Below are 14,190 nucleotides of genomic sequence, written 5' to 3'. Positions count from 1 at the left end.
TCATGACAGTTGCGTTCCGCCCTCGACCGAGCGTCGTCCGGCGCGATTCCGGACTCTACGCCTATGAGCGGGCGCTGGCCCGCCGCGGCCTCACCCCCATCGCGGGCGTCGACGAGGCCGGTCGCGGCGCGTGCGCCGGGCCCCTCGTGGTCGCCGCCGTCGTCCTGCGCAAGCAGATCGACGGCCTCGGCGACTCCAAACTGCTGACCCCGATCGTGCGCGAACGCCTCTACGACCAGATCGTCCGCGCCGCGCACGTGGGGCTGGTGATCATCCCGCCGGGGGAGATCGACGCCAAAGGTCTGCACAAGTCCAACGTCTCGGGAATGCGGCGGGCGGTCGCGCAGTTGCCCTGTGACCCGGAGTACATCCTGACGGACGGCTTCCCCGTCCCGGGGCTCCCGGCGCCGTCGCTGGCCGTGTGGAAGGGGGACCAGGTGGCCGCGTGCGTGGCGGCCGCGTCGATCGTGGCCAAAGTGACCAGGGACCGGTTGATGGTCACGCTCGACGAGCGCTACCCGCAGTACGGCTTCGCCGAACACAAGGGGTATGTCACACCAGGACACCGGCTCGCGCTCGCGACGCACGGGCCATGTCCTGATCACCGCTACTCCTTCGTCACGGTGGCGAGGGAGATGGGTGAAAATGAAATGGGGGCCGGGGTTGCCTGAGCAGGCGAACCGGGGGACCGGTACGACAGGAGGACCGCGATGAGCGCAGAGGATCTCGAAAAGTACGAAACCGAGATGGAGCTGCAGCTTTACCGCGAATACCGTGATGTCGTCGGTTTGTTCACGTACGTGGTGGAGACTGAGCGGCGGTTCTATCTGACCAACTCGGTCGATCTCGACGTCCGCACCGCCGAGAACGGCGACGTCTTCTTCGATGTGAAGATGCAGGACGCTTGGGTGTGGGACATGTATCGGCCGGCGCGGTTCGTCAAGAACGTGCGGGTGGTCACGTTCAAGGATGTGAACGTGGAGGAACTGGCCAAGGCAGACCTCGAGATGCCCAAGGAAGGCTTCTCCGGGTAAGGGGTGCTTTTTTAGGGTGCCGGGTGGGCGGGCTCGGGGGGCGAAAGAGCCCGCCTGACCCCGCCCACGCTTTTCCCGCCCCTTCGGCTCCTTGGTGCTGCCTTCCGCTTCCGCACCTGCCCTCCGCTTTCGTGCCTGGGCTAGCTCCGCACCTGCCTCTGCCTCCCCGCCTGCGCCTGCCTTCGACACCCTGCGCTCGCTTCGGCATCTACGCCTGCTTAGGCGCTTGCGCCTGCGCCTGGTTACGCACCTGCCTCCCGCTTTCGCGTCTTCGCCTGCTGCTCGTTCTCCCGGCCACGCCCGGCTCTCACGCTTGGGCTGGCGTCAGCACCCCTCCAGCGCTCACCGGCGTTTCGCCCGCTCCCATGCTTTGGGTCCTCGCGTGCCCTACGCCCTGCCACGCCCAGCCCCTTCGCGCCTGCACCCGCTCCCACACCAGGGCCCTCGCTGCCCTACGCCCTGCCACATCCGCGCCCCTTCGTGCCTGCGCCCCTCCCGCGCTTGCCCTATGGCCCTGCGCACCCGCACCTGCTGCCTCGTTCGCGTGCCTGTGTCCCTGCGTCACCCGCTCCTGCGCCTGAACGGACGTGCACCGGGCCCTGCCACGCCCGTCTCCCGCTCGCGCCTGCGCTCCCCACGCCACCCCTCCCGTTTCCCACGCCAACCGTCTCGCGCTCACGTGCCAGCCCCCGCTCCAGGGCCTGCCGCTTTTCGCTTCCGCGCCTGCGCCGCTCCCACGCTTGGAGTTCGCCCGCCCCCAGCCCTTGCCGTCGCGCGTGCGCAACGTCCCGTTGCGCCTGAAAGGCCAGCCTCCTCACCCGACCACCAACCCCGAGCACAAGCCTGATCTCGTCCAGTGAGCCAACGGCGCGCAGCGAAGCCGTCACGGATAATCCACAGCCCTCCATCAGCCTGCACTTCCTCATCCACAGCCTTCATCACCCCGCACGCGCTCACCCACAGTCCTTCACCGCCCCACTCTCCTTCATCCACAGAACCCCGTTCGGCCCCTCAGCAACCACCCCGCATCCGCGAAGGTCATGCACGGACCCAGGACCGGCACCCCGCCCAACCCCCGGGCCCAGACCAGACCCGACCAACCCGACGGAGGTGGCGCATGGCCAAGGAAAGCAAGCAAGAGCTCGGCAAACGCGGCGAACAGGCGGCCGCGACCTACCTGGAGGCCGAGGGCATGAGGGTGCTCGAACGCAACTGGCGCTGCCGCCACGGCGAGATCGACATCCTCGCCGAGGAAGGCCCCACCCTCGTCGTGGTAGAGGTCAAGACCAGGTCGGGCAGGTCCCATGGCACAGCACTGGAGTCGGTGACCCCCGCCAAGCTGGCCAGGCTGCGCATGCTCGCCGCCAAATGGCTTTCGGGCCAATCCCGCACGTTCGAGTCGGTGCGCGTGGACGTGATCGCGCTGGAGCGCTTCGCCGGAGACCTCGCCCTCCATCACGTACGGGGGGCGATCTGAATGGCGGTGGCCCGTACGCGCAGCGTGGCCCTGGTAGGGGTCGCGGGCCGCACCGTCGAGGTCGAGGCCGACGTGGGCAACGGCCTGGCCGGCATCCACCTCATCGGCCTGCCTGACACGGCGCTCAGCGAGGCCCGCGACCGCGTCCGCTCAGCGATGGTCAACAGCAACTATCCCTGGCCCGATGCCCGCATCATCGTCAGCCTCTTCCCGGCCAGCCTGCCGAAACGGGGCTCGCAGTTCGACCTGGCGATAGCGGTGGCGATCCTGGGGGCGGCGGGAGTGGTCCCGGCCGAGCGCATCGCGGAGCCGTTCTTCCTGGGGGAGCTCGGCCTCGACGGCCGCATCAGGGCCGTACGCGGCGTGCTCCCCTCCGTCCTGGGCGCGGCCAAGCACGGGGACGTCACGGTCGTGGTCCCGTCCGGGAACTCCGCCGAGGCGGTCCTGGTGCCCGACGTGAAGGTGATCCCGGTCGCGGACCTGCGCCAGCTCGTCGAGTGGCTGCGCAAGGGCGACGAGCCGCCCAGCGTCGAGCTGGAGGAGTACGCCGAACCGCCCAAGAGCACCGTCTCGCCCGATGTCGACCTGGCGGACGTCGTCGGCCAGCCGGTCGCCCGCCGAGCCCTCGAAGTGTGCGCCGCCGGTGGCCACAACCTGTGGATGCTCGGCCCTCCGGGCACCGGCAAGACCATGCTGGCCGAGCGCCTCCCCACCCTCCTGCCTGATCTGGAGCTCGACCACGCCCTGGAGGTCACCGCCATCCACTCGGTGGCAGGCGTCCTGCCGCCGAACGCGCCGATGATGAGCCGGCCTCCGTTCGTCAGCCCGCACCACACGGCGACGTCTGCCGCGATCATCGGTGGCGGCAGCACGATCGTTCGGCCCGGAGCCGTCTCCCTGGCCCACAGAGGCGTTCTGTTCATGGACGAGGCCCCGGAGTTCCCAAGGCATGTCCTCGACGCGCTGAGACAGCCCTTGGAGTCCGGCCGGGTGACGGTGTCGCGGTCTGCGGGGTCGGTCACGTTCCCGGCCAGGTTCATGCTCATCCTGGCGGCCAACCCGTGCCCCTGCGCCCAGGCGGAGGATCAGGGGGAGACCTGCAAATGCTCTCCCACGATCAGGCGCCGCTACCTGGGCCGCCTGTCCGGCCCGCTGCTCGACCGCATCGACATGAAGGTCACCGTGGCCCGCTCGTCCCGCCGCGAGCTCCTGGCCGACCGCCAGTTCGTGGAGACCAGCAAGACGGTGGCCGAACGCGTCCTGGTGGCCCGCGAACGAGCCGCCAAACGCCTGGCGGGCACGCCATGGCGCTCCAACGCGGAGGTGCCGTCCTCCGTCCTGCACGCCGACTACCGCCCCTCCGACGAGGCCATGCACCCCATGACGGCCTGCCTGGACGCGGGCACCCTCACGGCCCGCGGCCTCGACCGCGTCGTACGAGTGGCCTGGACCCTCGCCGACCTGGCCGACAAAGACACCCCAGGTGAGGACGAAACGAACACCGCCCTCGGCTTCTGGCTCGGAGTGAGGTGACCGCCCCCGTCCAGGAGCAGACATAACCACACCCCAACCCCCGGAAACCCGCCATCAGGAGGCCCCCTTGCCTGCCACTCCTCCCGCAACCGCAGAACCCGACAGACCCCCCATGCTCACCATGGCCCACGCCGATCAAGCACCCAACAACCCCGTCCCCTCCGAACCCCTCGCACCTGGCACTTCGTCATCACGCACGAGCACGTCCTCACCCGCACTGACACTCACGCCTACACCCATGCCCGTGAGTAGAGCAGGCCCCGACTCCGGAGCCGCACCAGCGACCAGCCCACTCGACCCGAGGGCCAGCCCGCCCGGCCCACGAATCCATCCCCCTGTTCCAGGAACCTGTCCGCCTGGTCCAGGGGCCCATCCACCCGCTCCAGGCACGAGCTCGCCCCGTCCTGGGACCCATCAGCCCGCTCCGGGCACTAACCCGCCCGGTCCAGAAACCCGTCCGCCCGCTCCGGGCACGAGCTCGCCCGCTCCAGCGACCAGCCGTCCCCATCCGGTAACCAGCCCGCCCGATGAACAGGCAAGGATCCAGGACTCCGCGCCCAGAGCCGCAGGAAGCCGAACCCAGCCCGCAGCATCACAAGCGGCCAGAGACAGAGACAAGGAGACCGAGGCAAGGGCCGCCCTCATGCGAGCCGCCGATGTCGGAGACACCCTCATGGGCAGCCTCGTGGCCCAGTACGGCGCCCCGCACGCGGTGGAGTGCATCCGCGCCCGCACCCTGCCGCCAGAGTTCGTGGCCAGACAGGCCCAGCAGGAACGCCCCCCGAACCTCACGTCCGCCCTGAACGCCTGGTACACCCGCCTGGCAGCCGCCAACCCCGCGGCCGACATCGAGGCCGGCCAGCGTTCAGGAGCCAGGCTGATCATCCCCGGCAGCCCGGAATGGCCCACCCAACTCGACCAGCTGGGCCGCAGCCGCCCCCTCGGCCTCTGGGTCCACGGCAACGCGGACCTCCGCTTCTCCTGCCTCAAATCCGTGGCAGTGGTCGGGGCCAGAGCCGCCACCTCGTACGGCTCGCACATCGCGGCCGAGTTCGGCGTCGGTCTCAGCGAGTCCGGCTGGATCGTCGTGTCGGGCGGGGCGTTCGGTGTGGACGGGGCAGCCCACAAGGGCGCGCTGGCCGCCGACGCCCCGACGGTCGTGGTCCTGGCCTGCGGCGTGGACGTCAGCTACCCGAGCGCCCACGAGTCCCTGTTCGCCGAGATCAGAGAGAAGGGCGTACTGATCAGCGAGTGCCCTCCGGGCGTCCATCCCACGCGGGCCCGCTTCCTCATCCGCAACCGCCTCATAGCCGCCCTGTCCCGGGGCACGGTGGTGGTGGAAGCCGCGATCCGCAGCGGCGCCCTCAACACGGCCACCCACGCCCTGTCCCTGAACAGACACCTGGGAGCGGTCCCGGGCCCCGTCACCTCCGCGATGTCCGCCGGCTGCCACCGACTGCTCCGCGAACGCAAGGCCGTCTGCATCACCTCCCCCGAGGACATGATCGACCTCGTGGGCGCACTGGGCGACGACCTCGCCCCGCAGCTCCGCGCCCCAGCAGTCCCCAGAGACCGGCTCAACGAGCCGACCAGGCGAGTCCTCGACGCCGTCCCGACGAGAGGCGGCGCCGGCCCGGCTTCGATCGCGGTGGCGGCCGGCCTGGGCCTGGACACAACGCTGAGCGCCCTGGGCGGCCTGGCAGCCGCCGGCTACATCGAACGCACCTCGAAGGGCTGGCGCCTGCGCAAGCAGACAACCACGTACCGCAAGGCCTCCGACTCCACCGCCCTGGAACCACCCCCCACCCCCGAACCCGACCCCACCGACCTCCCCCCACCCCCAGACGAGTACGACGACCCGCCGAAGGCGGCGGCGTACAAGTAACCAAGCCAACCAACCCACCCCCTGATCGTCGCCACCCGCACGTGCAGCGCGTCTCACGTCTGAACGTCGCCACTTACCCGCGCCGGGCGTCTCACGCTTGAACGTCCCTACTCACACGCATGGCGCGTCTCACCCGCGAACGTCGCCACCCGCACGTGCAGCGCGTCTCACGCCTGAACGTCGCCACTTACCCGCGCGGGGCGCCTCAGGCCTGAACGCCGTCACCCACATGCACAGCGCGCCTTGCCCGCGAACGCCGCCACCACATGCGAAGCTCGCCCCACCTCTGACCCGCCCAGACGCCCAGGGCGCACCCCATCTGCCAGGACCCAAACAAGACCAAGGCAACAAACCCGTCACCAGGGCGCCGATCGAGTCCACTCCGGTGCTTCAACGCGAATCGTCGACCTCTGGAATCGGCCAGCGAGAAAGTAGGGGTCACCGGTGCGTGTTCTGCTCCCGTAGAGCCGCGCCCCAGGCCAAACTGTCATCCGCGGCCATCGTTCTGCTCTCCTCGGTTCTGCACAAGCCCTCCAAGGATCAAGCGATGGCCGTCACCATTTCAGGCTGCCCCGCCCGCGAGATTTGAACGGTCGGCCTCTCCTGGCAGCGCCTCAACGCTCATACCCCGATGCCTCGCGTCAGCCCGCCTGGGCGCATACTGCCACGGGCGACCGACCCACCCCGGCCATGCCGCCATGACCAGGCGACCGATCCAAGCTGCCGTGCCGCCATGACTGGGCAGGGGATCTACCCGGCCACACGTCACGATCGGGCAGTCGACCCACCAGCCCACCGCCACGATCGGGTAGCCGACCCACCAGCCCACGGCCACGATCGGGTAGCCGACCCGCTCGCCGCGTACTACCACAACCGGCCGGTCACCCGCCTCGGTGTGTACCGCCACAAATAGGCGGTTTATCCATGCGATCTGCATCGCAACGGCTTGTCACCACTCTTAACCTGCGCTTACCGCCGTAGCCTGTCGGTCCGCCGGCCACCTTACGCATGCCGGTAGGACAGGCGGTGCCGGCCGCGACAACCGGCGGGCCGGCTCGCCCCGACGCGAGCGGTCGGACGCCAGTTGGATCTGAGCGGAGGGCGAATCGCAGGTGTCTCAACCGGTGTTGGACTTTGCTGTCGAATCCGCATTTTCGGCAGCAAAGACCGAGATGATGACCGTGTCCGGCTGCCCCATGACCGGTGAGTACGCGCCGCGCGCCGGCCGTCATACGCATGCTGCAGGACCGGGCCCGAGGGGGACGCCGCGCGGGTGCTCGTTGTGGGCGCAGCATGGGAGGCGATGAGGTGGGCCTGGGTGGGTGACGCTTGGGCATGCTGCTGGGCAGGGGTTGTGGGGCGGAAGCTGGAAGGGAGATCGGTGTGGATCGGGAAGAGGTTGTTCGTGAGTTCGAGCGGTATTTGCGGCTTGAGCGTGATCTTTCTCCGCATACGGTGCGGGCTTACCTGACCGATGTGAACTCGCTGCTTGATCACACCGGTGGTGACGTTGAAGGGCTGGATATCGGGGTGCTGAGGGAGTGGCTGGCGGGGCAGCATGCGGCGGGGAAGGCGCGGGCCACTCTGGCGCGCCGGACTGCCTGCGCTCGTACCTTCACCGCTTACTGCCATCGTCGGGGGTGGCTGCAGACCGACTCGGGATTGTTGCTCGGTAGCGCCAAGTCGCCTCGGACGTTGCCTTCTGTGCTTGACCAGCGGCAGGCGGAGGCCGTGCTGGAGGCGCCCGCGACCGGGGATCCCAAGGAATTGCGGGATCAGGCGCTTCTTGAGTTGTTGTACGCCACCGGTGTGCGGGTGAGTGAGCTGTGCGCGCTCGATGTCGATGACGTCGATCGGGAGCGGAACATCATCAGGGTGCTGGGGAAGGGGCGTAAGGAACGTTCGGTGCCGTTCGGGGTGCCTGCACTTCGGGCGTTGGATCGGTGGTGCATTCATGGGAGGCCGCTGTGGATGCGGGCTGGGTCGGGGCCGGCGCTCTTTCTCGGGTACGGGGTGGTCGCATCGATGCGGGGACCGTGCGGCGGGTCGTGCATGCGCGGTTGGCCCAGGTGGAAGGGGCACCGGACATGGGGCCGCATGGGCTACGGCACAGCGCGGCGACGCATCTGCTCGAAGGTGGGGCCGATCTTCGTAGTGTTCAGGAGCTTCTCGGGCATGCGTCTTTGAACACCACGCAGATTTACACGCGTGTGTCGATCGAGCGGTTGCGGGCGGCGTATCGACAGGCGCATCCAAGGGCGTGATCAGCCCATGAGTTTGTTTCTAAGCCTGTTTTGTCGGGCTGTGGTGGGTGGGTGGTTGGAATGGGTTCGGGGTGGCGGCTGAGGTGGGGTTGAGCTGGGACGGGAGTGGCGGGCTGAGGGGGCGTTGACCTGGGACCGGAGTGGCGGGCGAGGTTGCTTGATGGGCCGGCGTGAGTGGTTGGCGGGCAAGCCTTGCGATGCAGGCTGGCTCGGGCGGTCGGTGGCGTGGGCGTGTGGTGCGGGCGTGGCCGTTCGAGGGTGGGGCTTTCGGTGCCCAGGAGGGTTCGGGGAGGGGGTGTGGGGCTGGCTTGGGCGGCCAGCGGCGTTTGTGCCTATGACGTGGGCGTGCGGGTTCGAGAGGCGGGGCTTCTGGCGGCCCGTGACGGTTCGCGGGTGGTGAGCTTGTAGTGCGCATGAGGGTTAGCGGTGGTAGGGGCTTGTGTGCCCGTGAGGGTTCGCGGTGGTAGGGGCTTGTGTGCCCGTGAGGGTTCGCGAGGGCACGGGCTTGTGCCCTTGAGGGGTCGCGAGGTCGAGGAACTTGTGCGCCCGTAACGCCCCTAAGGGTTTGCAGGGTCGGGGACTTGTGGTGCGGGGTTGAGTGTCCGGATGTTGGGCTTGTGATGCGCGGGTGGCGATCCGAGGAGCGGGGCTTCTCGTGCGGGCGTGGGTCGTCGTCCTCTCTCGGTGGCGTTGGGCCTGCGAACGTAAGCCTGGGTGGTTGGCGGCGTGGGCTGTGAAGCGGGCGTGAGGGTCCGCAGGGGGCTTGTGGCGGGTGTTGGTGATCACTGGGGCTTGGTGGCAGCGGGGGCTCAGCGCGGCGTGGGCGTGGAGTGGGGAGGGGGGCTTAGCGCGGCATGGGCGTGGTTGGGGGGTGGGGGTTCTGGTTGTGGTTATGGCTTCTGCTTTTGTGACGGCGTCGGTGGCGGCGGTGTTGGCCTTTTGGACGGCTGGGTGGGGTTGGGCGGGCGTGGCGTCGTCTGCGGTGGCTGCGGCTCAGAGCGGTGATCAGGAGGAGCGTTGTCATCAGGGCGGAGAGGCCGATCACGGCTACGGCGAGTTGGGAGGAAGTGCTGCGTCTCAGCGTCTGAAGCGCGACTTGCCAGAGAGGGAGAGGCGCGGGGGGTGTGGTGGGGCATGGAAGGGCGGGTGGGAGCTGAGGGTCGCCCTTGGGAGTCGAGATCGGGGTGGAGATCAGGCTGCAGCTAGGGCCGAGGCGAGGGCTGAGGTTGGGGCTAGAGGTGGAGTTCGGTCGGGAGCTGAGGTAAAGGGCGGAAGCGGTGTCCATACGGGAGGCGTGGTTAAGGCCGGAGGTGGAGCTCTGCTGGGGGCTGTGGTTGAGGGCGGAGGCGAAGCTTTTCTGAGGGCTGTGGTTGGAGGTGGAGGCGGTGTTCAGGCGAGGGCTCAGGTTGGGGGTGGAGATGGAGCATGAAGTGGTGGCGCAGGCAGTGTGGGCAGTGGTCGTGGGCTTCTTTGCTAGCGCGGGCGTGATGGTGAGTGCTGTCGATGAGGGCGGGGTGGCGGGCGTGTGAATGGCCGATTGGACAGTGTTTTTCGCCGGCGTGCACGTGGTCAGCCCGACGAGGGCGAGGGCGGTTGCGGGTGTCGTTGCGGCTGCGGCTGCGGCTGTGGCTGCGGCTGTGGCTCTGGCTGGGGGTGCGGCTGCGGCTGCGGCTGCGGTGGCTTCTTGAGTGGTGGGGGCGGGGGCGTTTGTCGTGGCCGGAGGGTACGGGGCTGGTGGGGTGGTACTGGCGGGAGGGGTGCGGGCTGGCGTTGAGGTCAGGGTGTTGGGCGGTGGGGGCCAGAACGGGAGGAGGCGGGTGGGGGCGTGGCCAAGGAGTTGCAAGGGATTGAGGTAGGTGGTGGTGCGGCGGAGGCCCCAGTGGAGGCAGGACTCCTCGCAGTGGTGGTTCGAGGGTTCTAGGACGCCTAGTTTGGTGCCTGATGTGACGGGTTGGCCTCGGTGTACTGAGGGGGCGACCGGGAGGTAGGTCGTGCGTAGGCCGCCTTCGTGGTCGATCGTTACGACGCCCTTACCGCCTACTGGGCCGGCGAAGCGGATCGTGCCTGGGCCTGCTGCCATGACTGGGGTGTTCGCTGGGGCGGCGAGGTCGATGCCGCGATGGCCGGCCAGCCATCGCTCCGGTGGTGGGGTGAAGCGGCGCAGGATCCTGGGGGTGCCGTCGAGGGGCCAGCGCCAGGCAGAGGGAGAGGCCATGGCTGGGGGAGAGGCCCTGGCTGGGGGAGAGGCCCTGGCTGGGGGAACCGGGGTGGCGGACAGGATCAGGGTTGTGAGGATGAGCAGCTTCGAGGTGATGGAGGTGGCTCTTCTTCGGGCTCTTGACGGGGGCTGTGGGGTGGGAGCTTCGGGTTCCGGTGGGCGGGATGTCGATGAGGATATTGGCGGTGGGGTTGGCGCTGGGCGGGTTGTCGCCCGTGATGATGGCGGGGCTATCGCCGGGCGGGTTGTCGCTCGTGATGGTGGCGGGGTCATCGCTGGGTGGCCTGTCGCCCGGGATGGTGGCGGGGTTTTCGTTGGGTGAGCTGTCGCCTGTGATGGCGGCAAGGCTTTGGGCGAGTGGGTTGGCGCCCATGGTGGTGGCGGGGCTTTCGGTGGGTGGGTTGTCGTGGGTGGCTCGGTTTTCGGGGGGCTGGTTGTTGCCAGCGGCGGTGCCGGGGTTGTTGGGCGAAGCTTGCGGGATGGAGGTGTTGGTTGGCGTGCTGGGCGAGCGCTGGCGGGCGGCGTAATCATGGTCGGAGTTTGGCGGGGGCGATGAGGGGCGGGAGAGGGCGAACGCCGTTCTGTGGATGGGGTGGATGAAGGGTGGCAGGGCTGTGGAGGAGTGGCCGTGCGGAGTGGTGTGGGGCCAGCGTGTGGCGGGTGAGCTGCAAAGTGATGGTCACCCTGGTGGTTGTGCGGACGGTGGTGGGGGTGCGTGCTCCATAGAGGGAGAGTTAGGTCGGGGGATTGCTGTACTGGGGGCACGTCGCCAGCTGGTTCAAGGGAGGGGCAAGCGGTTAGTCGCGTTGGGTGCTGCTGTTGTCCTTGGGGCGGGGTGTGCTGCTGGGCCGCAGAGTGTGCCCGTGAAGAGCGTCGCCTCTCCCGGCGTTACGGCGGTGGGTCCCGTGCCCTCTCCGGTTCGTACGGCTAAGGGGCGGGGGTGGCGGCTTGAGTATGTGGGGGATCGGCGTGGGGTTCGGCTGAAGGCGGTTGCTGCTAGTGGTCCTCGGGACGTGTGGGCGTTGGGTAGTCCGCATGAAGGGGTTGGACCGATGTTGCTTCTGCACTTTGATGGGCGGCGCTGGCGGGAGCGCCCTGCACCCCCGATGACGTGGGATTCCAAGGACGATGAGAGGTTTCCGGTGCTTGTCGCGACGGGGTCGCGTGATGCGTGGGTCTTCGCTGCCACCGCTGCCCTGAGCGCGCATCACTGGGACGGTGAGCGCTGGAGCCCCGTTGGGCTGCCGGACATGGATTACGACGCCGGTGAGCGGGCCGGTGCTGCTGCTCTCGCGGCCGATGACGTGTGGCTGGTGGTCGGGGATCGCGCCGCGCACTGGGACGGCCGGGGCTGGACGGTCATGCGTCTGCCCGCGTGGGCGGAGGCGGTCTCGGCGGTGGCGCCCGATCAGGTGTGGGCGGTCGGTGGTACGGGGCGGCCGCTCGCGCGCGGGCATTCCGCCTCGCAGGCGGCGGCCATGCTTTGGGACGGGCGGTCGTGGCGGCTCGTTCCCGTGCCTGAGGATCGCACGCCTAGCAAGGAGATCAACAGTCAGGGGCGGCCGGATGGCAGCATCCCGTCGATCAGGCTCACCCAGGTTGTCGCACACACCCCCGGGAACGTGTGGGCGATCGGGACCCGCAGAGTGTTCGACTACGAGGACGGCAGCAGGAGCAGCACCGTCACCCTGCACTGGGACGGCACCGCCTGGGCGCGGGTGGTGGGCTCGGCGTATGTGGGGGCGGCCGGATCCGATGGGGTGGATGGGATTGTCCTGGTCGACGGGGATGTCGGCGCTGAGGGAGGGTTGAGCGGGGCTGTTCGGGTCGCGCCTGATGGCAGTCGGACCGAGCTTCCGCCGATGGCCGGGGTGGATCGCAGGCGGGAGGTTGACGTCTCGGCAGCCAGCGCTGTGCCCGGGACAGGGAGGGTTTACGCGGTCGGTCTTGTCTATGGGAAGGGCTATGGGCCCATGATCGCTCGGTATCGATGAAGCGGGCTCACGGTCCGTCCGGTATCGATGCGAGTGAGTCGGTAGGGGGTGGGCGTCAGGGCTGGGAATGGCGCTTGGAGTTGATCAGGTGGGAGGTGGACTGGGCGAACGACGGGGTGGGCGCCGAAGCGTCGGAAGTGTCCCGGGTGTCCCGGGTGTTCGGGGCGTGGGGGAGGCGGTTCGGGCGGAGGGGGGAGGTCCAGATCCAGATCGTACTGAGGGCTATGCCTGCGGCGCAGATGAGGATCACGGGGCGCAGGCCCAGCCATTCGGCGAGGAAGCCGCCGGCCAGGCCGCCCAGGGCCAGGACGCCCTGTACCGCGAACGTCGTGGTGGCGTTCACGCGGCCGCGTAGCTCAGGGGCCGTTTCCCTGAGGGTGATCGCGCCCATGCAAGTGGCGAAGGCGACGACGATGCCGCCCGTGATCGTGCTGGTCAGGGCGAGCAGGGCGAGTTTCCACCACAGAGGGCCGGTCAGCAGGCCGACCGCGAGGATCTCGATGGGGAAGAAGATCACCGAGATGAGCAGGACGCGGTTCTCGCCGTAACGCTTGGACAGGCGGGCCGTCAGCCACGCGCCGAGCAGGCCGCCGGCGCCGCTCAGGGCGATGAGGACGCCGATCAGCGCCTTCGGGATGGCGAGCGTGTTGACCATGTAGAGCATGTAGACGGCCGTGTACGCCATGGCGAAGAAGTTGATCGTGACGCCGGCGCCCAGGAGCGCGCGGAGCACCGGGTGCGTGACGCTGGTCCGCAGGCCCTCCACGACGTCGCGCCACATGCTCTGGGACGCCGAAGGGGTGTTGTGCTCCGGCGTTCTGATGCTGCGCAGCAGGAGAGCCGAGGTCAGGAACGCGAACGCCTCGGCCAGCACGGCCAGGGGAGCCGTGAGGAGCTGCACCAGCAGGCCCGCCAGGCCAGGGCCGCTGACCGACGCCACCGAGTAGGAGGCGTGGAAGCCGGCCATGGCCTCCGTCCGGTGGGACGGGTCGACGACCGCGGCCAGGTGGGGGAAGTTCGCGGCCTTGAACAGCACTCCGGCCGTGCCGATGACCAGGGCCACGGCGATCAGCCAGACGACGTTCAGCACGCCGAGGAGCCAGGCGATCGGGATCGTGGCGGCGGCGGCGCAGGAGACGAGCTCGCAGGCGATCATCAGGGGGCGGTGGCGGGTGAGCCGGTCGGCGATCGCCCCCGACTGCAGGCCGAACAGCAGGACCGGGACCGAGGCGGCGGCCGTCAGGATGCCCATCTGGGCGGGGGAGGCGGCCAGCAGGGTGACGGCGGTCAGCGGGATGGCCAGCTTGGAGACCTCCGAGCCCGTGACGGAGATGGTGCGGGCGGTCCAGAGCAGGCGGTAGTCGCGTTGTTTGCGGAGGGGTGGTGGCGGGGGCTCGTTGGGGGCTGAGGTGTCGGAGGAGGGTGGGGGCTGGTTGGGGGCTGAGGTGTCGGAGGAGGGTGGGGGCTGGTTCGGGGTTGAGGTGTCGGAAGGGCGGACGGCTTGTGCGGGCGTGGGCGGAGGGGTGTTGCCGGAAGTGGGGGTGGACGGGGAAGCGGGGGTGGACGGGGAAGTGGGGGTGGACGGGGAAGTGGGGGTCGATGCGGAGGCGAAGGTGGACGCCGAGGTGGAGGTGGGGGTGGGTGCAGAGGCGGAGGTGGAGGTGGGGGTGGGTGCAGAGGCGGAGGTGGAGGTGGTCGGTGCCGCAGTGGAGGTGGAGGCGGGCGCTGGCGTGGTCGTGGCAGGTGAGAGCTCTGGGGAGTTGTGAAGGGAACGCTTCATAACTA

At 69.1% G+C, this 14,190-nt stretch carries 9 protein-coding genes and 1 pseudogene; 8 read left to right on the top strand and 2 right to left on the bottom strand.

Annotated elements, in window-relative coordinates; genetic code table 11:
- Positions 1–2: 2 nt before the first annotated feature.
- From KIS93_RS50230 to KIS93_RS67995, 6 genes and pseudogenes are all read left to right on the top strand, one after another.
- The gene (locus KIS93_RS50230) at positions 3–671 is read left to right on the top strand and encodes a ribonuclease HII (RefSeq protein WP_080042335.1); all 669 of its coding nucleotides are present in this window, start codon (positions 3–5) and stop codon (positions 669–671) included.
- Positions 672–710: 39 nt separating this feature from the next.
- Entirely contained in the window at positions 711–1,034 is a 324-nt protein-coding gene (locus KIS93_RS50225; RefSeq protein ID WP_026215037.1) for a DUF2469 domain-containing protein, read from the top strand.
- Positions 1,035–2,151: 1,117 nt separating this feature from the next.
- Positions 2,152–2,511 (top strand): YraN family protein, encoded by a 360-nt coding sequence (locus KIS93_RS50220; protein ID WP_080042334.1) that lies wholly within the window; start codon positions 2,152–2,154, stop codon positions 2,509–2,511.
- Positions 2,512–4,044, top strand: a complete 1,533-nt coding sequence (locus KIS93_RS50215) for a YifB family Mg chelatase-like AAA ATPase (protein WP_080042333.1) — start codon at positions 2,512–2,514, stop codon at positions 4,042–4,044.
- 643 nt (positions 4,045–4,687) lie between these two features.
- Positions 4,688–5,929, top strand: a complete 1,242-nt coding sequence (dprA, locus tag KIS93_RS50210; RefSeq protein WP_186404882.1) for a DNA-processing protein DprA — start codon at positions 4,688–4,690, stop codon at positions 5,927–5,929.
- A 1,335-nt stretch (positions 5,930–7,264) separates the two neighbouring features.
- Positions 7,265–8,193 (top strand): annotated as a pseudogene (locus tag KIS93_RS67995) (tyrosine recombinase XerC).
- A gap of 844 nt (positions 8,194–9,037) precedes the next feature.
- On the opposite strand, the gene KIS93_RS69310 reads toward KIS93_RS67995, so the two are convergent.
- Entirely contained in the window at positions 9,038–10,408 is a 1,371-nt protein-coding gene (locus KIS93_RS69310; protein ID WP_222107927.1) for a M23 family metallopeptidase, read from the bottom strand.
- Between the two features lie 188 nt (positions 10,409–10,596).
- Between KIS93_RS69310 and KIS93_RS50195 the strand changes: the two genes are divergently transcribed.
- Positions 10,597–10,938: a hypothetical protein gene (locus tag KIS93_RS50195; RefSeq protein WP_155128440.1), complete on the top strand. Its 342-nt coding sequence runs from the start codon at positions 10,597–10,599 to the stop codon at positions 10,936–10,938.
- A gap of 525 nt (positions 10,939–11,463) precedes the next feature.
- Positions 11,464–12,405: a hypothetical protein gene (locus tag KIS93_RS50190; protein WP_080042328.1), complete on the top strand. Its 942-nt coding sequence runs from the start codon at positions 11,464–11,466 to the stop codon at positions 12,403–12,405.
- 55 nt (positions 12,406–12,460) lie between these two features.
- On the opposite strand, the gene KIS93_RS50185 is transcribed toward KIS93_RS50190, so the two are convergent.
- Positions 12,461–14,185: an MFS transporter gene (locus KIS93_RS50185; protein WP_246005486.1), complete on the bottom strand. Its 1,725-nt coding sequence runs from the start codon at positions 14,183–14,185 to the stop codon at positions 12,461–12,463.
- Between the last annotated feature and the right edge of the window lie 5 nt (positions 14,186–14,190).

The organism is [Actinomadura] parvosata subsp. kistnae (genome assembly GCF_900323885.1).
In the GTDB taxonomy this organism is placed as follows: domain Bacteria; phylum Actinomycetota; class Actinomycetes; order Streptosporangiales; family Streptosporangiaceae; genus Nonomuraea; species Nonomuraea composti.
The sequence above is the reverse complement of the archived record's forward strand: the minus strand, read 5'-3'. Positions and strand labels throughout refer to the sequence as shown.

Excerpts from the sequence above, each read along its gene's own strand:
- KIS93_RS50225 (WP_026215037.1), top strand. The coding sequence starts at position 711 with ATGAGCGCAGAGGATCTCGAAAAGTACGAAACCGAGATGGAGCTGCAG.
- KIS93_RS50185 (WP_246005486.1), bottom strand. The coding sequence starts at position 14,185 with ATGAAGCGTTCCCTTCACAACTCCCCAGAGCTCTCACCTGCCACGACC.
- KIS93_RS69310 (WP_222107927.1), bottom strand. The coding sequence starts at position 10,408 with ATGGCCTCTCCCTCTGCCTGGCGCTGGCCCCTCGACGGCACCCCCAGG.
- KIS93_RS50220 (WP_080042334.1), top strand. The coding sequence starts at position 2,152 with ATGGCCAAGGAAAGCAAGCAAGAGCTCGGCAAACGCGGCGAACAGGCG.
- KIS93_RS50230 (WP_080042335.1), top strand. The coding sequence starts at position 3 with ATGACAGTTGCGTTCCGCCCTCGACCGAGCGTCGTCCGGCGCGATTCC.
- dprA (WP_186404882.1), top strand. The coding sequence starts at position 4,688 with ATGCGAGCCGCCGATGTCGGAGACACCCTCATGGGCAGCCTCGTGGCC.
- KIS93_RS50190 (WP_080042328.1), top strand. The coding sequence starts at position 11,464 with ATGTTGCTTCTGCACTTTGATGGGCGGCGCTGGCGGGAGCGCCCTGCA.
- KIS93_RS50215 (WP_080042333.1), top strand. The coding sequence starts at position 2,512 with ATGGCGGTGGCCCGTACGCGCAGCGTGGCCCTGGTAGGGGTCGCGGGC.